The 20,845-nt window shown below is 70.6% G+C and carries 21 protein-coding genes; 9 read left to right on the top strand and 12 right to left on the bottom strand.

The features are described 5' to 3' along the window. Positions 1-223: 223 nt before the first annotated feature. The 4 genes from ACWEKM_RS24990 to ACWEKM_RS24975 form a co-directional block, all read right to left on the bottom strand. The gene (locus ACWEKM_RS24990; RefSeq protein WP_451623442.1) at positions 224-1,150 is read right to left on the bottom strand and encodes an MIP/aquaporin family protein; all 927 of its coding nucleotides are present in this window, start codon (positions 1,148-1,150) and stop codon (positions 224-226) included. A gap of 254 nt (positions 1,151-1,404) precedes the next feature. Beyond that, positions 1,405-2,082 (bottom strand): SDR family NAD(P)-dependent oxidoreductase, encoded by a 678-nt coding sequence (locus ACWEKM_RS24985; RefSeq protein ID WP_451623441.1) that lies wholly within the window; start codon positions 2,080-2,082, stop codon positions 1,405-1,407. A 38-nt stretch (positions 2,083-2,120) separates the two neighbouring features. Next, positions 2,121-2,855: a DUF4328 domain-containing protein gene (locus tag ACWEKM_RS24980; RefSeq protein ID WP_451623440.1), complete on the bottom strand. Its 735-nt coding sequence runs from the start codon at positions 2,853-2,855 to the stop codon at positions 2,121-2,123. 93 nt (positions 2,856-2,948) lie between these two features. Beyond that, a complete protein-coding gene (locus tag ACWEKM_RS24975) occupies positions 2,949-3,365 on the bottom strand; it encodes a DUF7144 family membrane protein (protein ID WP_451623439.1) in 417 nt (138 codons plus the stop codon). Between the two features lie 228 nt (positions 3,366-3,593). Here ACWEKM_RS24975 and ACWEKM_RS24970 point away from each other — a divergent pair, with 228 nt between their 5' ends. The 3 genes from ACWEKM_RS24970 (at position 3,594) to ACWEKM_RS24960 (ending at position 6,680) form a co-directional block, all read left to right on the top strand. Continuing rightward, positions 3,594-4,148 (top strand): hypothetical protein, encoded by a 555-nt coding sequence (locus ACWEKM_RS24970; RefSeq protein WP_451623438.1) that lies wholly within the window; start codon positions 3,594-3,596, stop codon positions 4,146-4,148. Between the two features lie 99 nt (positions 4,149-4,247). Next, complete coding sequence (locus ACWEKM_RS24965) at positions 4,248-4,736, top strand: hypothetical protein (protein ID WP_451623437.1); 489 nt, start codon at positions 4,248-4,250, stop codon at positions 4,734-4,736. Positions 4,737-5,027: 291 nt separating this feature from the next. After that, positions 5,028-6,680 carry a glycoside hydrolase family 13 protein gene (locus tag ACWEKM_RS24960; protein WP_451623436.1) on the top strand — a complete coding sequence of 551 codons (1,653 nt, stop codon included), beginning with the start codon at positions 5,028-5,030 and terminating at the stop codon, positions 6,678-6,680. 114 nt (positions 6,681-6,794) lie between these two features. Here ACWEKM_RS24960 and ACWEKM_RS24955 read toward each other — a convergent pair whose 3' ends face one another. Together ACWEKM_RS24955 and thrS are read right to left on the bottom strand one after the other, a co-directional pair. After that, a complete protein-coding gene (locus ACWEKM_RS24955) occupies positions 6,795-7,472 on the bottom strand; it encodes a DUF4142 domain-containing protein (RefSeq protein WP_451623435.1) in 678 nt (225 codons plus the stop codon). Positions 7,473-7,685: 213 nt separating this feature from the next. After that, positions 7,686-8,954 carry a threonine--tRNA ligase gene (thrS, locus tag ACWEKM_RS24950; RefSeq protein WP_451623434.1) on the bottom strand — a complete coding sequence of 423 codons (1,269 nt, stop codon included), beginning with the start codon at positions 8,952-8,954 and terminating at the stop codon, positions 7,686-7,688. Between the two features lie 269 nt (positions 8,955-9,223). Between thrS and ACWEKM_RS24945 the strand changes: the two genes are divergently transcribed. Next, positions 9,224-10,009 carry a hypothetical protein gene (locus ACWEKM_RS24945; RefSeq protein WP_451623433.1) on the top strand — a complete coding sequence of 262 codons (786 nt, stop codon included), beginning with the start codon at positions 9,224-9,226 and terminating at the stop codon, positions 10,007-10,009. Between the two features lie 12 nt (positions 10,010-10,021). Here the strand turns inward: ACWEKM_RS24945 and ACWEKM_RS24940 are convergent, their stop codons facing one another. From ACWEKM_RS24940 to ACWEKM_RS24920, 5 genes are all read right to left on the bottom strand, one after another. Continuing rightward, positions 10,022-10,825 (bottom strand): TIGR03943 family putative permease subunit, encoded by an 804-nt coding sequence (locus ACWEKM_RS24940; protein WP_451623432.1) that lies wholly within the window; start codon positions 10,823-10,825, stop codon positions 10,022-10,024. After that, positions 10,822-11,808 carry a permease gene (locus ACWEKM_RS24935; protein WP_451623465.1) on the bottom strand — a complete coding sequence of 329 codons (987 nt, stop codon included), beginning with the start codon at positions 11,806-11,808 and terminating at the stop codon, positions 10,822-10,824. The genes ACWEKM_RS24940 and ACWEKM_RS24935 overlap by 4 nt, the downstream gene beginning before the upstream one ends. 186 nt (positions 11,809-11,994) lie before the next feature. Further along, positions 11,995-13,338: a tetratricopeptide repeat protein gene (locus tag ACWEKM_RS24930; RefSeq protein ID WP_451623431.1), complete on the bottom strand. Its 1,344-nt coding sequence runs from the start codon at positions 13,336-13,338 to the stop codon at positions 11,995-11,997. A gap of 412 nt (positions 13,339-13,750) precedes the next feature. Then, positions 13,751-13,942, bottom strand: coding sequence for a DUF397 domain-containing protein (locus ACWEKM_RS24925; RefSeq protein WP_451623430.1), 192 nt, complete (start codon positions 13,940-13,942; stop codon positions 13,751-13,753). Then, a complete protein-coding gene (locus tag ACWEKM_RS24920; protein WP_451623429.1) occupies positions 13,902-14,750 on the bottom strand; it encodes a helix-turn-helix domain-containing protein in 849 nt (282 codons plus the stop codon). The genes ACWEKM_RS24925 and ACWEKM_RS24920 overlap by 41 nt, the downstream gene beginning before the upstream one ends. A 68-nt stretch (positions 14,751-14,818) precedes the next feature. Between ACWEKM_RS24920 and ACWEKM_RS24915 the strand changes: the two genes are divergently transcribed. The 3 genes from ACWEKM_RS24915 to ACWEKM_RS24905 all read left to right on the top strand — a co-directional run bounded on the left by ACWEKM_RS24915 (position 14,819) and on the right by ACWEKM_RS24905 (position 18,241). After that, positions 14,819-16,057: an amidohydrolase gene (locus ACWEKM_RS24915; RefSeq protein WP_451623428.1), complete on the top strand. Its 1,239-nt coding sequence runs from the start codon at positions 14,819-14,821 to the stop codon at positions 16,055-16,057. 364 nt (positions 16,058-16,421) lie between these two features. After that, positions 16,422-17,015, top strand: coding sequence for a DUF5819 family protein (locus ACWEKM_RS24910; protein ID WP_451623427.1), 594 nt, complete (start codon positions 16,422-16,424; stop codon positions 17,013-17,015). Continuing rightward, a complete protein-coding gene (locus ACWEKM_RS24905) occupies positions 17,012-18,241 on the top strand; it encodes an HTTM domain-containing protein (RefSeq protein WP_451623426.1) in 1,230 nt (409 codons plus the stop codon). Before ACWEKM_RS24910 ends, ACWEKM_RS24905 begins: the two co-directional genes overlap by 4 nt. A 30-nt stretch (positions 18,242-18,271) precedes the next feature. Here the strand turns inward: ACWEKM_RS24905 and ACWEKM_RS24900 are convergent, their stop codons facing one another. Continuing rightward, entirely contained in the window at positions 18,272-19,288 is a 1,017-nt protein-coding gene (locus ACWEKM_RS24900; protein WP_451623425.1) for a hypothetical protein, read from the bottom strand. A 156-nt stretch (positions 19,289-19,444) separates the two neighbouring features. Here ACWEKM_RS24900 and ACWEKM_RS24895 point away from each other — a divergent pair, with 156 nt between their 5' ends. Further along, complete coding sequence (locus tag ACWEKM_RS24895; protein ID WP_451623424.1) at positions 19,445-20,065, top strand: TetR/AcrR family transcriptional regulator; 621 nt, start codon at positions 19,445-19,447, stop codon at positions 20,063-20,065. 568 nt (positions 20,066-20,633) lie between these two features. Further along, positions 20,634-20,845 (top strand): hypothetical protein (locus tag ACWEKM_RS24890; protein WP_451623423.1); only part of this gene is annotated, 212 nt, incomplete at its 3' end.

Genomic DNA, 20,845 nt, shown 5'->3' with positions numbered 1-20,845 from the left:
GCTGTCGCGTCTGTTGCTCGGCCCCGGCGGGCGCGGGCGGGGGGGCGGCGCTCGCCCCCGGGGCGGCCGGCCCCCCCCCCCCCCCCCCCCCCCCCCCCCCCACGACACACTGCCCGCACCGCCCACACCGCCCACGCTCGGACCTGCTCCCTCTGTTCCTCCCGCTCCCTCTGCCCCCTCTGCTTTTCCTGCTCCCTCTGCTCCTCCTGCTCCCCCGGCGCCGTCACTCCCGGGTGCGGCCGGGTTCCGGGAGTTCGCCCCGCTCGGCGCGGATGTGCAGCACATCGCCGATGAACAGGTCGTACACCAGCACCCCGACCACCCCGCCGACCAGCGGTCCGACGATCGGGATCCACCAGAAGGCGCTGAACGCGCCGGGCAGCGAGCCCGGCATCGCGAGTTCGTTCCATCCGGCCAACCAGGTGAACAGGCGCGGCCCGAAGTCGCGGGCCGGGTTGATCGCGTACCCCGCGTTCGCCCCGTAGGAAATGCCGATGGCCACGACCGCGAAGCCGATCAGCAGTGGCCCGAGGTTCGCCTTCACGGCCGTGTTGCGCAGGTCGATGAGGGCGACGATGAACATGACCAGGAACGCGGTGCCGACGATCTGGTCGACCAGCGGCCCCCAGATCCCGCCGTGGAAGTACGCCGCCGGGAAGGTGCCGAAGATCGAGAACGTGGTGAGTGTGTGCCCGTTCGTCTTCGGGCCCGTCACCGTCTGGTCGAAGGTGTTGATCGCGTCGTGATAGACGCCGTACACCAGCGCCGCCCCGATGAAGCCGCCGACCAGCTGGGACAGCCAGTACGCCGGGACCTTGGCCCAGGCGAACCTGCGGCGCACCGCGAACGCCAGCGTCACCGCCGGGTTGATGTGGGCGCCACTGACACCGCCGGCCACATACACACCGAAGACGACGGCCAGGCCCCAGCCCCAGGTGATCAGCAGCCAGTCCCCGGCACTGATGAAGAAGGTCGTGGGCCCCGCCGTGCGGCCCGAACCCGGAAGACCCGCGACCGCCACCGCGACCGAGCCGCAGCCGAACGCGACGAGGACGAGCGTCCCCAGGAACTCCGCCAGGCATTCCCCCAGAAGCCCTCCGCGCTGCCTGAGCGCGGAGGGTTTCACCAGGGGAGGGATTTCCACAGCCATCGATACCCCCTTGCAGGGAACATTCCGGTCAGTAACACCATCGTGACGCAGAATTCGCATTCCGCCACCGCGAAGGCCACTGATCGCCTATGCGCACTCACGTACGGTGACCAACCCTGCCCCGGTCCGGTCCGGCCCGGCCTGGCCCGGCCACTACGGGTCCCCGGTCACCGCCGCGAGCAGGCTGAGTGCCTACACCGCGTGAACTCCCGACGTCACGGCGCCACGGCGTCACAGCGCCGGGCCGGGGCCGGTCAGCCGTCCAGGTCAGCGTCCAGTTCGTCGGCGAAGTGCCGGAAGCCGTGCCGGTCCCGGTGCAGCCGCCACAGGGTGTCCGCGAGCACGTCCGGGTCCTTGCGTTCGTGTCCGGCGACGATCGCGCCGGGGATGACGAGTTGGGCGACATGGATGCCCTCGTCCACGAGCGCGTCGTGCAGCAGGATCCCGTACGCGCTCTGTGCGGCGAAGGCGATCGAGGTGCCCGCCCGGTCCTGGTGCGGGACGACCGCGGTGCCCCCGTTCACGAACAGGATCGTGCCGCGGCCCAGTTCCCGCATCCCGGGCAGGACCTGCTGCACCGCGGCGACGGGCCCGTACACCGAGAACTCGACCGGGCCGACCAGATCCGGATACGTCGTACGAAGCACCGGGCGCATGAAGTCCCGGCGCGGCAGCGGGCTGTACTGGAGCACCTCGACGGGACCGAGGCACGTGGCGGCCCGGTCCAGGGCGTCCCGCAGCCGCTCCGGCTCATGCACATCGGCGGCGAAGCCCCGCGCGCTCACCCCGTCCGCGCCGAGGGCGTCGGCCAGCGCGTCCAGCCGGGCCCCGTCCCGGGCGACGAGCGCGGCCTTGAAGCCCTCGCGGCCGAACCGGCGCGCGACGGCGGACCCCAGCCCGGGGCCCGCCCCGATGATGGCGATCGTGGTCATGGTGCGACCGTACTCGGCGCACCGGACGGTCACACCCGCTAGGCCGCCGCACCGTCGGCGCCGTCGGCACCGTCGGCACGATCCTCACCGTCAGTACGGTCCGTGCCGTCCACAGCACCCGCCGCGCGCTCGCGCTGGACCTCCGTGACGGCCCGGACGACGAACACCGCGGCCACCGCCGCGCCCACAACGGCCGCGTCGGACAGCAGCAGTTGCCACACATCCGTGTAGGCGCGCTCGATGATGTCGTCCCGGGAGTCCCCGCCCCGGTAGACCAGGCCGGCTCCGCTGAACATGCCGATCAGCCACAGCGCCCACCACACGTTCAGCACGAACGGCAGCCGCCGGTCCGGCGCGCACGTCCGGTGCACGTCCGCGACCAGCCCGCGCGGTATCCAGAGGTTGGCGACGGGCACGATCCAGCCCAGGTAGACCCAGATCCCGAGGTACTTGGGCCGCTGCCCCGACAGCGCCCACGCGTTGTCCCGCACCCGCCACAGCCACCCGATGAACGCGACCATGCAGAGCAGCACGATGACCTCGCCCACGGCACTGACGAGGTGGTACGAGTTTTCCAGCGAGGTCAGCGGCCGGTGGTTGCCGTCGCCCTGGTCCGGCGGGCCCGAGGCCGGCTCGCCCGCCATCGCGAGTCTGATCTCCCAGACGGCCCGGGCCAGCCAGGCGGCGCCGGCGAGGATGAGCATGGCCATCGCGAAGAGGGCCGAGGGCCGGACCGGCCGCAGGGCGGGACGCTGCGCTGTCTGATCGTTCACCGGGGCATCCTTTCGCACGCACCCGGCGTGCGCCAGCAGGCACCCGGCTTGCGCCAGAACATACCCGGCTTGCGCCAGAACGCCCCGAGCGATTCAGGGAGTTGAGCGCTCGGGCCGGTACGTGGCCAGTGCCCAGATCACGAAGACGTCGATGGCGATCAGGATGATCGACCAGATCGGCGCGTACGGCAGGAACAGGAACTGGAGGATCAGGCCGAGCGCCGCGAGGGCGATGCCGACGGCCCGCGCCCACTCCATGCCTTTGAGGATGCCCACGCCGGCGACGGCGGCCAGGACGCCCAGCACCACCAGGATCCAGCCCCAGCCGGTGAGGTTGATCTTGTAGACGTAGTTGCCGATGCGGGCCCACACGTCGTCGGCCGAGATCGCCGAGATGCCCTGGAGGATGGCGAGGATGCCGTTCACCAGCATCAGGACACCGGCGAAGACGACTCCACCGGTGACCCAGCCGCTGTGCGACGGCCGGGTCGGGTGCACCTGCTGTGCCATGACATGCCTCCGTGGGTGATCCCCTTGGGCCCGCCCCGGACCGGACCGGGCCGTGCCTACGACGATCCGGCCTGGGCCCGCCCGCCACCACGGGTGGTACGCCATATGGCTGACGCCGGCATGCGCCCACGCGACCGCGGCTCTTGACTGTTTCCGACCACCGGGGGACCACCGAGGGACCAGTTGGAGACCAGTAAGACCCCAGTGGGGATCAGAAAGGCGGGCGGCATGACCGGTGACCGAACCCGGCGGACGGTGTCCGCGAGAAGCGCGAGGACGGCGAGGACCTCGAAGTCGGCGACGATCACGAAGTCGGTGACGGTCGTGACGGCGGCGGTGCTCGCGGCGGTCGCCGGGCTGAGCGGCTGCGCCGACAACGGCACCACCTCGCCGTCCGGCGCCGCGAGCGAGGCCGCGTCCGCCGCCGCCTCGATCGCCTCGGAGGCCGCAGGCGCCTTCGCCTCGGCCACGGCCGACGTGGGGCGCCGGCTCGATGAGATCAAGAGCGGCATCGACGTGACGGGAGACGTCGCACTGGGCCCGCCCGCGACGGCCGCCGACGGGCGTACGACGGTCGAGCTGACGGTCCACAACACGGCCCGCTCGGCCAGGTCCTTCGTCGTACAGGTCACCTTCGACGACCCCGGCGGCAATCTGCTCGACACGGTCGTCGTGACGGTCCCCGACGTCGGAGCGAACCGGACGGCGAGGGCCACGGCCCGCAGCACCCACACCCTCTCGGGCAAGGTGAAACCAACGGTGGCCAGAGCCATCCGCTATTGAAGCCAACCTCGTTATCCTTTTCTCGGTCCTGCAAGGGAGCCAGGGAACGGCAGCACCGCCCACGTCCAAGACCGGCTGGAAGTATGGGGAAACGTCGTCATGACCCACTTCGCCCCGCGGGCTCCACTCCTCGGATGCGCTCTCACGGCGTCGATGCTCTTTCTCACCGCCGGCACTTCAGCCGGCGAAGGCGACGAGTCAGCGAAGACGAAGACGTCGCGTTCCTCCACACTGATCGCGTCTCAGACGCCCACCGGTCCGTCCGAGCAGCAGCTGACCGAGCAGGCTCAGGCCGCCCTGGCCGCCGTCCATGACGGGGAGATGTTTGCAGCCGGCGTGGAACGCGTCAGTGACGGCATCCACACCGAGCCCACCTTGAGCAAGGGCAAGACCTACCGGCTCAACCTGGTCTGCTTCGGCAGCGGCAGCGCCCGTCTCACTGTGACGCCAGAGAGCAGAGAAACACCGGTCCCATGCGACCAGTCGCTGACTCAGCAGCGCATCACGGCGGACAAGCAGGTGCGTATCGATGTCAACGGCACCAAGGGCTCAAGTGGCGTGATCGCCTGGCAGATCGACGCCATCTGATACGGCCACACCTGGTGCGCTCCCAGCGTCATTCGCCGGGGGCGCACAGTCGTTTTCCGCGGCGCCGTGCCACCGTACCGCTCAACTCTGAGGACCCAGTTCGACGACAGTTCGACGACAGTTTCGACGACCGGACCTTGGGGGCGCGCGGCAGGGGTGGAAGGGGGCTCAACTCGCGTCCGGGCGGCGGATATCGGGCGCGAAAGTTTCGCTTTCCGGACACGGTGGAGAGAGATCCTGGTGACGGCCGTCGAACAGGCTCGGCCGGAGTCCACGCGCAAGGGAGCTGGTGTGACCGACATTTCGTCCAGGAACCCTGACTGGTGGCGACAGGCCGTGATCTACCAGGTCTATCCACGCAGCTTCGCCGACGCCGACGGCGACGGGCTCGGCGACATCAGGGGCATCACCGAACGCCTCACCCATCTGAGCGCACTCGGCGTCGACGCCCTGTGGCTCAGCCCCTTCTACCCCTCCGAACTCGCCGACGGCGGCTATGACGTTGCCGACTACCGGGACGTCGACCCACGCCTGGGCACCCTGGACGACTTCGACGCCATGGTCGCCGAGGCGCACCGGCTGGGGCTGAAGGTGATGGTGGACATCGTCCCCAACCACACCTCGCACCAGCACCCCTGGTTCCAGGAGGCCCTGCGCGCCGGCCCCGGCTCCGCCGCCCGCGAACGCTATGTCTTCCGCCCCGGCCGCGGCGCGCACGGCGAACTGCCGCCCACCGACTGGCCGTCGCTGTTCGGCGGCAGCGCCTGGCGGCGGGTGGCCGACGGCGACTGGTATCTGCACCTGTTCGCCCCCGAACAGCCCGACCTCAACTGGGACCACGAGGACGTCCGCGCCGACTTCCGCACCACCCTGCGGTTCTGGTCCGACCGCGGCGTCGACGGCTTCCGCATCGACGTGGCCGACGCCCTCGCCAAGGACCTGACCGAACCGCTGCGGGACGTCGGCGACCTCGGCGCCACCAGCGAGGAGGCCCTGAAACGGCTGCCTCCGGGATCGCACCCCTACTGGGACCGGGACGAGGTCCACGAGATCTACCGCGACTGGCGCAAGGTCTTCGACGCCTACACCCCGCCGCGCACCGCGGTCGCCGAGACCTGGGTCCCGGACCCCCGCCGCGCCCTGTACGCCCGCCCGGACGAACTCGGCCAAGCCTTCAACTTCGAGTATCTGCAGGCGCACTGGGACGCGGACGAACTCCGCCGGGTCATCACCGACTCGCTGGCCACGGCCCGCACCGCGGGTGCCTCCGCCACCTGGGTGCTGTCCAACCACGACGTGATCCGGCACGCCTCCCGGCTGATGCTGCCGCCCGGCACCGACGACAACGCGTGGCTGCTGTCCGGCGGGCACGCACCGGCCGTCGACGAGACGGCGGGACTGCGCCGGGCGCGGGCAGCGACCCTCCTCATGCTGGCGCTGCCCGGCTCCGCGTACGTCTACCAGGGCGAGGAACTCGGCCTGCCCGAGGTCGCCGACCTGCCCACCGCGGTGCTCCAGGACCCGATCTGGGAACAGACGGGCCACGTCCGCAAGGGCCGCGACGGCTGCCGGGTGCCCCTGCCGTGGACGACGACGGGTCCCTCGTACGGCTTCGGGCCGGGCGCCGCCTGGCTGCCGCAGCCCGCCGCCTTCGCCGGGTACGCGGTCGAGGCACAGGCCGGTACGGCCGGCTCCACGCTGGAGCTGTACCGCACGGCGCTGCGGCTGCGCCGCAAGCTGCTGGAGGGCGAGACGCTGACCTGGGCGCCGGACGCCCCGCCCGGAGTCCTGCACTTCGCCCGCTCGGAGGGCTGGCGGTGCCTGGCGAATCTGTCGGGGGCGCCGGTGCCGCTGCCGCCGGGGGAGGTCCTGCTCACCAGCGGACCGCTGCCCGAGAACGCCACCGCCCTACCCCCGGACACCACGGCCTGGCTCGGGGCGTAGCGGAACCGGAACCGGAACCGGCATCGAGGTCGGGGTCGGGACCGGGATCGGGACCGGGACCCCGCTCCGGACCGTGTCACCCCGCCGCATCACCCGCCGCATCACCCCGCTCTGTCACCCCGCCGTAGGAGCGCTGCTCGCCGGTGGGGTGAGGACCACCTGCGGCTGGCCGGGGGCCGGTGCGGGCGGGGTCAGGTCCCCGGCGGGCAGCTTCGGCGGGGTGGTCTCCTGGAACAGCACCTGGTCGAAGTCGACCAGACCGGTCTTCTCCATGACCGAAATATGGTCCAGGACCGTGGTGTTGGCCTGGTCCGCCAACTCCCGCACCAGGGTGTTCTTCGTCTGGGAACGGATGCTCGCGACGGTGTTGAAGATCTGACCGTGGGTCACCCGGAGAATGTTGGCGAAGTCGGAGTCGAACTTCTTGCCGCTGTCCGCGTTCAGCGTGTTGATGAAGCCCTGTTGCTGGAGGCTGGGCTGGTCGGGGATCGTGATGTTCAGCTGGGGGGCGATCTTCCGGCAGGTGGCGTCGAGGGCGGCGTGCCCGGAGACGAGATGCTGTCCCGCGGTGAGCACGGCCTTCGAGGTGCTCTTCTTCAGCGCCATCTGTCCGACGGGGTACTCCCACAGCCCCGCCGCCCGCACCTTGACGACAAAGTCCCGGTCCGCCTCGGTCAGCGGCCCCCACTGTGTCTGCGCGATGATGCGCGACGGCGCGCTCGACACCTTGGACACCCCGAGCAGGCTCGGATAGGCGAGCGCCACGAGGGTCAGGCTCAGGGCACCCCCCACGAAGAGAGTGCCCGCAGCATTCCGCGAAACCCGCACCATGCCTCCCACCGCTCGACGGTCCCGCCCACAGGGCCAACCCCTGCAACCACATCCCAGTACGGACCCGACCCCCCGCCGAATCCTCTGGACTTGGCAAAACCTGCCCACCGAAGGAAGCGTGCGGCCCACGCCCCCCGACCCCGGTCGGCGACGCCGCGCCGTCCAGGGCGCGGGTCACTCCCAGAGCACGGTTCCCCGGGCCTCGACCCGGTCGGCGATCCGACGCAGCAGCTCGTCCACGGGCAGTGCCCCCGGGCGGCGTCCGTCCCGTAGCCGGACGGCCGCCAGCCCGCCGTTCGCCTCCTGCTCGCCGATCACGGCCTGGTACGGGACGAGGCGCGCCGCCCGGACCCGGGCCCCGAGGCTGCCGTGCTCAAGGCCCGCGACCTCGGCCCGCAGCCCCCGGGCGGATGCCTCCCGCGCCACCGCCCGGGCGTGCTCCTCCTGGGCCTCGGCGACCGGCAGCACCACGAGGTGCACGGGCGCCAGCCACGCCGGGAGGGCCCCGCCGTGCTCCTCGACGAGGTGCGCCACGGCCCGTTCCACACTGCCGATGATGCTGCGGTGCACCATCACCGGCCGGTGCTTCACCCCGTCGGCGCCGATGTAGTGCAGGTCGAAGCGGGCGGGCTGGTGGAAGTCGATCTGGACGGTGGAGAGGGTGGCCTCGCGGCCGGCCGCGTCCACGACCTGTACGTCGATCTTGGGGCCGTAGAAGGCGGCCTCGCCCTCCGCCTCCTCGTGGTCGAGCCCGGACGCGGCGAGCACCTCCCGCAGCAGGGCGGTGGCCCGCCGCCACAGCTCCGGATCGGCCACGTACTTGCCGCCCTCGCCGGGCAGCGAGAGCCGGTGCCGGGCGGCACGGATGCCGAGGTCGGCGTAGGCGCGGGCGATCAGTTCGAGGGCGCCGCGGGCCTCGTCGGCGGCCTGTTCCAGGGTGCAGAAGATATGGGCGTCGTTGAGGTGGATGGCCCGTACCCGGGTGAGCCCGCCGAGCACCCCGGACAGTTCCGCCCGGTACATGGCACCCAACTCGGCGATTCGCAAGGGGAGTTCGCGGTAGCTGTGGGAGCGGGAGCGGTAGACGAGGGCATGGTGGGGGCAGAGGCTGGGACGCAGTACGACCTCCTCGGCGCCGAGCCGCATGGGCGGGTACATGTCGTCGCGGTAGTGGTCCCAGTGGCCGGAGATCTCGTACAGCTCGCGCTTGCCGAGCACGGGCGAGTACACGTGCCGGTACCCGGCGCGGCGTTCGGCGTCCCGGACGTACTCCTCCAGGGTGTGCCGGACGACGGCGCCGGCCGGCAGCCAGTACGGCAGCCCCGCGCCCATCAGCGGGTCGGTGTCGAACAGTTCCAGCTCGCGACCGAGCCTGCGGTGGTCGTGCATGGTCGTCTCCTCGGGACGGAGGGCGAGTGACCACGCGACGAAGCCCCGGGGCACTCGCCCCGGGGCTTCGGACTGGATCAGGTGTCAGCGCGCCGGGACGGACTCCGGCGTCGTCGTGGCCGACGGCCGCGGCTGGGCGCGCTTCATGCGGTGACCGTAGCAAGCGGGACGGCGGGCGGGCGATGCGTTTTCGGCGGCGTTCACTCGGGCGGCTCGCCGGGCTGGTGGCCGGGGCGGGCAGATGGTGCCGTGGGGGAAACGATCAAACGATCGGACGAGGCACGAGGAAACTCGGACTCGATCACCGGCCCCAGGAGCCCGCGATGTCCCTGCCCCCGGCCCGCCTCCGCGCCGTCCGCGGTCTCGCCCTCGCCGCCACCGTGCTGCTCACCGTGCCCGGGTGCCTCGCCGCGGAGCCCGAGCGGGCGGCGGGGGAACCCGGTGCCGTACCGCCCTCGGCCGGGCGGCGCGCCCCGGACCGTACGCCCGCCCTCACCGCGGCGCAGGCACGGGACGCGCTGATCACCGTGAACGATCTGGGCGTGCCCTGGGGGCCGACGGAGGGCGCCGCGACCTGGCGGGACGGGCTGCTGAAGGCGGTCACCGACATGCCCGAATGCCAGCAGCTGATGAACGCCCTGTATACCGAGGACCTGTTCGGCGAGGCGCCCGGAACAACGCACGCGGTGACCGCGCTCGACGACGTGGACGGGGGCAGCCAGCTGCGCTACCAGGTCGGCACCCACGGCCCGGCCTCGGTGAACCGCACGCTGGCCTGGCTGCACGGGCTGCCGCAGACGTGCGGCCGGTTCACCGCGGAGACCCAGAGCGCGGGCCCGCAGGACATCGAGGTCTCGGAGATCGAGCTGCCGCAGGTCGGCGACGCCCGGCAGGGGCTGCGGATCACGCTGACCGGCGAGACCGCGACCGAGGACGAGGAAGCCTCCGCCCTCAGCCTGGAGGTCGCCGCCGTGCGGGTCGGCGAGGACGCGATCGTCGTCACCAACGGCGCCCTGGGCGAGGTGTCCGAGGACACCACCGACCAGGCCCTGGAACTCGGCACCCGGCGGCTGACCCAAGTCCGGGAGCAGGGCCGGGCGCGGGCCTGACGAGGCGTCCGCTCAGCGTTTTTCGTAGGGGTCCGCGGGCTGCCGAACCGTCCGCACCGAGTCGGCCGTCAGCACGGGCGGCCAGGCGGCGTCCGTGCCGAGCGCGCCCTTCGGGTGCCAGGTGCCGGTGACGGTGACCCAGGTGTCGGTGGGCGGCGGGCTCTGCGCGGCAACGCCGCGGACCTCGACCTTGCTGGTGGTGGCGTCGGCGGCGCAGCAGGTGACGTGGAGCCGGGTGACGTACCAGGTGCCGCCGTCGCCGCGGGTGACGAAGCCGGTCAGCCGGACGGTGCGGCCCGCGAGCGAGCGCCCGCTGTCGTAGACGGCACGGGAGGTGAACTGGCCCAGGGTGAGGTCGAGCGGATCCCCGGACGGCAGCGCGGGGAAGGTGCCGACGCCCTGGGCCGCCCGTTGAGCCGCCTCGCGCTCGGCGCTGTAGGAGCCGAGGGCGGGCGGCGGGAACAACAGCAGGGCGAGCGCCGGCAGCGCGAGCAGCCAGGCGACGCGGGGACCGGCGGAGCCATGGCTGTGACCGTGGTGGTCGGCGGAACCACGACTGGAGCCACGGTCGTCGGCGGAACCACGACTGGAGCCACGGTCGTCGGCCCCGGCGCCCGGCTCCGCGTCTTGCGGCGGGGTCCGGTCGGTGAGGAGCGCCGCCGTCAGGGCCAGCAGCACCAGCGTCACCCCGGAGACGATCAGATAGGGGCGCAGGGCCGCCTGTACGTAGCGCAGGTACAGGTTGCCGAAGACCGTGATGCGCAGGACTGCGGCGCCGGTCAGGAACAGCAGTACGGCGGGTCCGTACCGTCTCACAGCAGCCACCACCCCGTCAGGACACTGCTCGTCACGGCCACCGCCCAGGTCGCCGAGGAGAAGCGGACAGCGAAGGACCGGCCGAACGTGCCCGCCTGGAGCGCGATCAGCTTCAGGTCGACCATCGGGCCCACCACCATGAACGCCAGCCGGGCGGTGGGCGAGAAGGCGCTGAGCGAGGCCGCGACGAACGCATCGGCCTCGCTGCACACACACAGCACGACCGCGAGCACGGCCAGCACCGCCACCGACACCCAGGCGGAACCGGTGAACATGTCCAGCACGGACCGCGGGACGGCGATGTTGAAGGTGGCCGCCGCTGCCGCGCCCACCACCAGGAAGCCCCCCGCGTGCAGGAAGTCGTGCTGGAGTCCGGCGAGGAAGGCGCGGGGACCGGACGCCTGGACGGACGCGCGCGGCTTCGGCGTCCGCAGCCACTCGTCGCGGCCGAAGCGGGCCCACAGCCAGCCCATCACCACGGCGGTCGCGAGCGAGGCGACGAGCCTGGCGAGGACCATCTCGGGCTGCCCGGGGAAGGCGATGGACGTCGCGACCAGCACCACCGGGTTGATGGCGGGCGCCGACAGCAGGAAGGCGAGGGCGGCCGCCGGGGCAACCCCGCGCCGCATCAAACTGCCCGCGACCGGTACCGATGCGCACTCGCAGCCGGGCAGCACGATGCCCGCGGCACCGGCGACGGGCACGGCGAGGGCCGGCCGGCGCGGCAGCAGCCGACTGAACACCCGTTCCGGCACAAAGGCACCGATGGCCGCCGACACGGCGGTACCCAGCAGCAGGAAAGGCACCCCCTGCACGGCGATCGCGGTGAACACCGTCCACCAGGCGGCGACCGGAGGAGTGTAGAGGTCGAGGGCGAGCATCGGTCCGAGGACGGAGACCACGACGAGGATCGTGAGAAGCGCGCCGCCACCGAGAACCACCTGAACGAGCACACGGAACCCGAAGCGCAGGCCGAACCCCAGCCCGGCCCGGAACACACCGACGGGACCCGTGTCGCGCCCCTCGCGGAGACCGTGCCCGGGTCCGCCTCCCTCGCGCACGCTCACCCCGTGCTCGGCCTGTGCCTGTTGTTCCACGTACGCCGTTCCCGCCCCTGTGCCGCTGTCACGGGCAGGCTAACCCGTGCCCCTGTGCGCCGCCCGGGTTCGTCACAGGGGCGGCTGGGCGGGCGCGGGCCCGAGGGTGGTGGTGCCCGGGGCCGTACGGTGTCCGAGGCCGGTCCGGTAGGCGTCCAGCGCGGCCTCCACCCGCCCGGTCCGGCGCAGCAGATCACCGAGGAGCCGGCACAGATCGGCGAGGTCACCGGCGGCTCCGGCCCGCTCCAGCAGGCTCAGCGCGCGCACATAGTGCTCCTCGGCGGCGTCCGTCTCCCGGGCGTCCTCGGCGATGATGCCGAGCAGCCGGTGCGCCCCGGCCGAGTGCACGGCGCCCCGCTCGGAGGAGAGATCGCCGAGCACCTCGCGCAGCAGCTCGGCCGCCTGGTGCGACTTGCCGCGCCGGTGCAGCACGTCGGCGAGTTCGACGGCGACCTGACTGCTGTAGAGAGCGGCGCGCTTGGCTGAGAGCATCTCCAGGGCCGCACGCAACTCGGCCTCGGCGCGCTCCAGTTCGCCGTCCTGGGCGTACACATAGCCGCGCATCCAGTGGCAGTTGGCCAGTTCGGTGCGGATCTGCAACTGGCGGTACAGTTCGGCGGCCTTGGCCAGCGAGGCGTCGGCCTCGGCGACCCGGCCCTCGGCGAGCAGGGTGCGGGCGACGGAGCGGTGCATACGGGCGACCAGCGCGGGGTCGGCGACCTGCGGGGCGAGCGCGAGCGCGAACTCGGCGGCCTGGGCGGCGCGGGCCTGGGCGCCCATGTCCATGTAGGGGCCGATGACGCTGGCGTAGAGCAGCAGCAGGGCGTCGGGATCGTGCAGCCCGCCCCGGTTCAGCTCGTCCAGGGCGGACTCCAGCAGATAGACGGCGTACCGGAGTTCACCGGCCAGGTAGTGGGCGACGGCGCGTCCACGGAGGGCGGGCACCCGGACCGGCAGCGGCTCCCCGGCCATGCGTTCCTCGGCCCGCTCGAAGTACTGCCGCGCCCCGACCAGATCGCCCGTGTCCAGCGCGCACTCACCGAGTCCGAGCAGCGCGGTGGCCTGCTCGTGCGCCAGCCCGTGCGCCTCGGCCTCGGCGCACAGGGCGGTGTACTGGGCCGCCGCCTCCTCGGCCGCCCCGGTGGCCAGGGCGCGCTGCGCCTCGGTGAGCCGTAGCCGCAGCTCCGTCGCGAGGTGCGCGGGCCGTCCGATGGCCAGTTCCTCGAAGGCGACACCGAGCCGCCCGGCGATGTGCCGCAGCGCCTCGTCGGAGGCGCGCACCCGCCCGGCCTCCAGGGTCGAGATATAGGCGGGCGTGTACGCGGGTTCGGCCAACTGCCGCTGCGTCAGTCCGCGGGCGGTACGCAACTGTTGCACCCGCCTTCCCACAGTCTCCGGATCGTCTCGCTCCTGCATGCGGCGGCTCCCCCAACTCCCCCTGGGCCCCTTGCCGTTAGGCTCGTCCAACCCCTAGGTTAAACGGAGGGTTAAGCATGTTTAATACGCCGCTGATGTTGCGAGGTAGCCGTGCTCGGACGTTCATCCGCGCGTTACGGACGCCCCACAATCCCCCACCTCCGGCTCCGTTCGCTCTGGGGTACCGCCTTCGCCCGCGGCCTGGCCGCGGCCGTACTGGCGGCCACCGCCCTGATCACCGCAGCGAACGCCGGCCCAGCCAGGGCCACCCAGGAGCCCCCGCCGACGGTCACTCAGCACTTACCGCGACGCTAGCGCCGACGGGCGGCACGGAAAGCGAAAGGGACACGACCGTGATGGCCGTGTCCCTCCGTGGTTACGCGGGCTTCGCTCAAATTCCCTTGAGATCAGGTCACTTGAGGTTGCGCAGAAACACGGTCCACGCCTCCGGCCTGACGGCGAACCGCCCCGCCTCGGGGTACTTGGAGTCACGGACGGCGAGGTGGGCGGTGAGGTCGGCGACCTCGACGCACTCGCCGCCGTTGCTACCGCTGTACGAGGACTTACGCCACTGAGCGCGGGCCGGATTCAGGTTGCTCCCCATAGCGTTCCTCCATCACGCGGGCGATCAGGGTCGCCGACTCCCTCGGGGAGAGGGCCTCGGCCTGAAGGCGAGCGTAACCGACCGAACGCTCCCTGATCACCTGCGGATTGGCCGTCATGTGGCCCGAGTCGTAGCTCTCGCTGTAGTGCAGGTCGGGGTGGTCGTCAAAGCGCAGCACCGTGAACGATCCCATCATTCCGGCATGCTGCCCCACCGAGAACGGCAACACCTGGAGCTCCATCCATGGCTGCCCGAAGATCCCCAACAGGTGAGAGAGTTGCTCCCGCATGACCTCCCGGCCGCCGATTTCGCGGTGGAGCACGCCCTCGTCCAAGACCACCCACACCACCGGCGGCTGCTCCCGTCGTAGCGTGCGTTGGCGTTCCAACCGTGCCGCCACCATCTGGTCGAGTTGGTCCACCTGCTCGACACCGAGCACCGCCCGCGCGTACGCCTCCGTCTGAAGCAGCCCGTACACCAGCTGGCACTGGTACGTCGAAATGTACGCGGCCTTCGCCTCCATGTCGGCGAACGGCTGAAACCAACTGGGCAACTGGCTGCGAATCACCAGTCCCACCAACCGCGAAAAGCAACCGTCCGTCATGAGGGCCGCGTCCACCCGTTCGGCGAACTCCCTCGTCGGGACCTTCAGCGTGGTCTCGATCTGGCCGATCAGCGAACCCGTGCAGAAGACGATGCCGCCCAACTCCTTCTGCGTCAGCCCTGCTTCCTCCCGTTTTCGGCGCAGCTCGTAGCCGAAGTAGTCCAACGGTGATGCGCTCGGGTCGAGTTCGCGGATGTGCACCATGTAGCGGAGCGTAACCGAGCAACTCCACCGAGGTGGGGGAAATCACAGAACCGACCTACGCTTACGCCGTGACCACCACTGCCCGCACCGCCCTGGACCTCACCGCCGACCTCCCCGTCCCGGACCTGGAGGACTTCTACCGGGACCTGCACCGGCACCCGGAGCTGTCCCGGCACGAGCACCGGACCGCCGGGAAACTCGCCGAGCGGCTACGCGCGGCCGGGTACGAGACGGCCGAGGGAATCGGCGGCACCGGAGTCGTCGGCGTACTGCGCAACGGCGACGGGCCGACCGTGCTGCTGCGGGCCGACATGGACGCGCTCCCCGTCCAGGAGGAGACCGGACTCCCGTACGCATCCGAGGCGGACGGCGTCATGCACGCCTGCGGTCACGATCTGCACGTCACCTGGCTGGCCGGGGCCGCCGCCGCACTGGCCGCGGGCCGGGAGACATGGGCCGGAACGCTGGTGGTGCTGGGGCAGCCCGCCGAGGAGAACGGGCAGGGCGCCGCCCGGATGCTCACCGACGGGCTGTACGAACGCTTCCCCCGCCCCGACGTACTGCTGGGCCAGCACGCGGCGCCGGGCCTCGCGGGACTGTACCCGCATGTGCCGGGGCTGGTCCTGTCCGCCGCGACGGACGTCGACATCGTGGTGCACGGGCGCGGCGGGCACGGCTCGCGGCCCGAGACGACGGTCGACCCCGTAGTGACGGCCGCCTACCTCGTCACCCGGCTGCAGACCGTGATCTCGCGGGAGATCGCCGCGCGCGAGCAGGCCGTGCTGACCGTCGGCCGGATCGAGGCGGGCACCCGGCACAACATCATCCCGTCCGAGGCGCGCATCGCCCTGAACCTGCGAACCCAGTCGGAGGAGGTACGGGAGCGGATGCTGGCCGCGATCCGGCGCATCGCGCACGGCGAGTGCCTGGCGGCCGGCTGCCCGCGCGAGCCCGAGGTGACGGTGGGGGACAGCTTCCCGGCCACGGTCAACGACGCCGAGACCGACCGCCGGGTGGCCGCCGTGCACCGCGAGGTGTTCGGCCCTGACCGGGTGTTCGACCCGGGCCCGGCGATGGGCAGCGAGGACTTCGGGCGACTCGCGCTCGACTCGATCCCGTACTCCTACTGGTTTGTGACGACCACCCCGGCCGAGGTCTGGGACCAGGCACCCGGCACGGACTTCACGGAGAAATTCCAGTCCGTCCCCAGCAACCACAGCCCCCACTTCGCCCCGGACCTCTCCACGATCGCCCCCGGCACACAAACCCTGGTCTCGGGAGCCCTGACCTTCTTGTCACCGCCCTGAGTGCTCCCCGGTACAGCTCGGAAATTCGCGAAGATACCGGTGGCAGCGGCCTGCCCGTCCCCCGGTCGACACTCCGGCGGACGCGAGGGAACATGAAGGGACGGGGCGCTTCCAGCCTCCGGTTTGTCGCCGGGACGACGCGGCGATCGGAGTTCCGCGTGACGCGCCCCCCGTCCGCGTCCAGGGCGACACGTAAGACGCCGCGCAAGGCAACGTCCGGGGCAACGTGGGGTGAGGCATGCGGCCTAGGAGTGACAGGTGCGCGCCAACCGGAGAGGCTTCTGGAGGCGTGGACCACCGCACCGGATCGTCTCTGAATCATGTCGACAGGGCGAGCCGAAAGCACGGTCTCTCAGCTGTATCGGTGAGCATCATCGCGCTCGTGGTGGTGGCTGTCGTGGTCGCGGCCACCGTGCACTTGGCGATGCTCTTCCTCTACAACGCCCCCTCGAACTCCTTCTCCCGGCAGCACGCCGCGGGCATCGACAAGTATGTCGTCCCCGAGTTTGTGCAGGAGTGGCAGCTTTTCGCCCCCAATCCGCAATCGGCGAACACCCATGTGCAGGCTCGCGCGAAAGTCCAGATGCCCAACGGAACGCTCACTGATACCGGCTGGGTGGACCTGACCGCGATGGATCAGGAGCGGATCGTGCACAATCCCCTCCCCAGCCAAGCGCACCAGAACGAGCTTCCTCACGCCTGGTCCCACTTCGTCGACTCACTCGACAACAAGGGACGTCCAGTTGGTGTGTACGGGCAGCTGATGCGGCAGTACGTGCTGCGCATCGCCGCCCATCGTCTGGGACCACAGGTCAACGGCGGCACCGTGCGATTCATCCAACTGCGCTCGGCCGACATACCGGTGGGAACGCCCCCGTGGAGTGGCCAGCAGACCGACACGCGGACCGACTATCTGGTTCAACCGTGGTGGGCCGTCAAGGCGGAGGACTTCAAGTGACCGCCCCCTCTCCGGCCACATCCGGCCGCGCATCCGAACCGTCCCCATCCGCCCGGCTGTCGCGCGGCATCGGCGCCGCTGTCAGGCGAGGTCTCGCGCGTATCACCAGCGATGTCATCGCGCCGTACCAGTCGGCCGTCGTGCGCATCGGCTTCTCACTCACCTGGCTCGCCCTGCTGCTGCGCGAGTGGGTGCACCGTAACGAGCTCTACGGGGTGGACAGCCCTTGGAGCTGGGCCATGGCCCGTGAATGGAACTCCACAAACCAGGCGTTCACCGTACTCACCTGGCATGACAGCCGATTGTGGTTCGAGATCGTCTACGTGGCGGCGATCGCCGCGTCGGTGATGCTGCTCCTCGGGTGGCGGACCCGCACCGCCTCGCTGCTCTTCATGATGGGTGTCCTGGCGATCCAGAACCGTAACCCCTTCATGGGGGACGGCGGCGACAATGTCATCCACCTCATGGCGATCTATCTGGTGTTCACCCGCTGCGGCCGGGTCTGGTCGCTGGACGCGCGGCGTACCGCACACACCCGCGCCGGTGGCCGGGAGGGTGGCCGAGACGTGGTGGGGATCGTGATGTGGGCCTTCTTCACCGGCGTGCTCGCCGTGGCCACCGGGCTGGGCAAGCTGAATACCGGCTGGGCGCTGTTGCTCTGGGGCTTCGCCTTCGCGCAGCTGGCGTGGTGGCTGGTGCGACACCACGGCCCCACGGAGCCCCGCACCGTCATGGAAATGGTCGGCAACCTGGTGCACGCGGGTGCCATGTTCGTGATCGCGGCCCAGGTGTGCCTCATCTATGCCGCTTCCGGCTGGTACAAGATCCAAGGCTCCTTCTGGCAGGACGGAACGGCGCTCTACTACGTACTGCACCTCAACGACATCACTCCGTGGCCCGCGGTGTCCCACGCCGTCGCCCAGAGCAGTCTGATCGTGCTGCTCCTGACCTACGGCACGGTGATCGTCGAAGTCGCCTTCCCCTTCACCCTTTTCAACAGCCGCGTGAGAACCGTCGTGGTCGCGATCATGATGTCCATGCACGCGGGCATCGGAATCCTGCTCGGCCTGCCCTTCTTCGCGTTGGCGATGATCGCAGCCGACGCGCTCTTCCTCCCCACCGACCTGCTGCGCCGGGCAGGCGACCGCGTGACGCGCGCGGTCTCCCGGAGGCGAGCCGCGGCACCGACACCGCGACGCGCGCCTTCCCGGACAGCAAGGTCATGACTCAGGGGCCGGGCCCGAGGGCCGGTCGCGTCAGGCGGGCGGCGACGGCGGCCGACGTGTGGCCATGCGCAGTCGGCGGCCGGCGAAGACGAGCAGTGCCAGTACGCCCAGGAGCAGCGTGGCGTTGACGCCGTACTTCACGGGGTACGACACGGTGCCCAGCGGATCGATGGTGAACGAGAGGGCCGCGTTGACAGCCAGCGCCGCGCCGCCGACGGCCAAGGTGTGGGAGCGACGCCAGCGAGCGCGCCCGGCCCAGCGCAGCAGCAGGCAACCACTCGCGGTCAGCACCAGCATGTCCAGCGCGACTCCCGGCCACGTCACGGGCATCAGGTGATGAGCGGTCAGGACTATGGCGGCGCCGCAGCCGACCAGCCACAGGGGTGGCACCTGGCCGGGTATGCGCGCCCCTCGTGGCGGTATCGCGAAGGCGGCCGCAGCCAGGGAAAGCGCGAGGACGGCTGTGATGGTGAGTTGGGCGGGACTGGCCGTGAAGTTCTTGGTCTGGTCGTCATTGACCAGAGCGGCGGCGGCCAGATACAGAACGACCATCGTGATCACGCCGCCCTTGCGCAGCCACGGCCGGTCGGCGAGCCGCGGGGCGCAGGACTCGACGACGGCGATCGGTGCGGCGAAGCTCCAGATCACGTGGCCTATGACGAAGTTCGTCACATAGTGGGCGCTGACTCCGGTGCCGGAGATGAGAGTGGGCAGGCGATCCTGGTCCCAGACGGGGTCGCCGGTGACGTGCGGGTTGAACAGGCTCTGGTCGATCAGTCCGGCCTCGATCAGCCCGAACGCGGCGCTCAGCAGGAGGATCGTCGGCCAGCCGCGCCGGGCCCGAAGGGCCGCCTCTCGGATCAACACGGCCACGGTGCCGTAGAGCGGGGCAAGGACGAGCAGGCCGGCCAGCAACTGCACCGGCCGGCCGGTGGTCACGTCGTAGCCGATGAGGTACTCGGCGCTGATCGGCGACAGGAGCAGCAGGCCCATGACCGGGGCGAGCCTGCGCCGTAACGGAGGTGTGATGCGGGTGCCGCTGTCCATACCGGCCCTTCTTCGAGCGGTCGAAACTGGGTCTCTTCAGCTGGGTCTCTTCCAGGCGTCATCATAAACCGAGTGCTCGGTCTATCAATAGCCTGAGAAGATGAGGGGACGGTGTCGACCGAGGGTGCGGTGCCGAGGGTGCGGTCAGGAGGCAGCATGGTGAGGAAGCTCGACCCGGCCAAGCACCAGGCGCGGCGGCGGCACATCGTGAACGCGGCGGCATCGCTGTTCGCCGCCAAGGGCTTCGAGCGGACCACCACGGCGGAGATCTGCAAGGCGGCCGGCATCAGCGCGGGCAACCTGTTTCACTACTTCCCCAACAAGCGGGCGATCTTCCTGGCCATCTTCGAGGAGGACGAGGAGAGGTCGGAAGGCTTGGCCCGGGCACGGGTGAGTGACGATCCATGGGCAGCCCTGCTGGAGGTCGTGGACCTTCTCGCCGCGCCCGCGGCGGAGCCGTCGGCACCGCACCTTGTCATGGAGGCGATGCTCCAGGCGTACCGCGACCCGGAGCTCGGCGAGCGGCTGAGCCGGGACAACGCCGAGGAGCACGCCGTGGTTTCGGCGCTGATCGCGGAGGCGACCGCCGTCGGCCAGATCGACCCCGGACTGAAGCCCGACGACACCGCGTCGTGGGTCCTGGCGCTGATCGCTTCGCTCTACACCAGCGCTGCCACGGACCCGTCGTTCGCACCGGCCGAGCAACTGCCGACTCTCAAGCTGATCCTTCACCGATTCCTGCGCACCGACAGCCCCGGTGCGGGCAGCATGTCCTGACGCGGCGTCGGTCGGATCGGATCGGACCAGCGAACCATCGACACGAAGATCGCCCGCCCGTCGACGTGAAGACGCCGACCCGTCGACGTGAACACGCCCCGGCAGAGCCGGTGATGCCTGCCGCACGACCCCGACGATGAACCGTGGTTGTGGATCACTTTCCGTAGCGACGGGGCCAGACGCAGAACTTGGTCAGGCCGATCGCCAAGACGGGGTTGACCGTCGCACCGGCGGCCGTGCTGCCGCCGGGACCGGAACCGGCCGACGGCATGGGTCAGCAACCAGCGGAGCAGGGCCGCTTCGCTGAGTCTTAGGTGCGGGAGATTGAACGTACAACGAATTGGACCGCACTCGCGTTCTGTCCAAAAGAAATACGCCCGACGTTCATTGAAGAAAGGTCGACTCTGCCCCGTTGGGCAGAATGCCGACGGCCCAACAGCCAAGAACCCACTAGGAGTCCGTCAGTTATGTGCGTCGGACCCATTGCGGGCCGCTGCTCCTGTACTTGAACCTACGCGCGTAGGTCCACACGGACCTTCTTCACTCGATTGATGAAGGGAAGTGCCCCTTGACATTCAAGATCAGTCGGGCCCTTGCGCTGGTTTCTTCCGGAGCTGTCATCGCGACGGGTCTAGCCGGTCTCGCCTCCGCTCCGGCCGCTGCGGCTGACCCAAGAGGCGTCGAGGTAGACATTGTCGGTGATTCCTACTCCGCAGGGGAGGGGATGATCGGCCACTACTTCAATGCCAATGATCCCCGGCACCGTTCGCCCTACGCGGC

The organism is Streptomyces sp. NPDC004752 (genome assembly GCF_053601275.1).
This window is presented reverse-complemented; position numbering and strand designations above follow the sequence as displayed.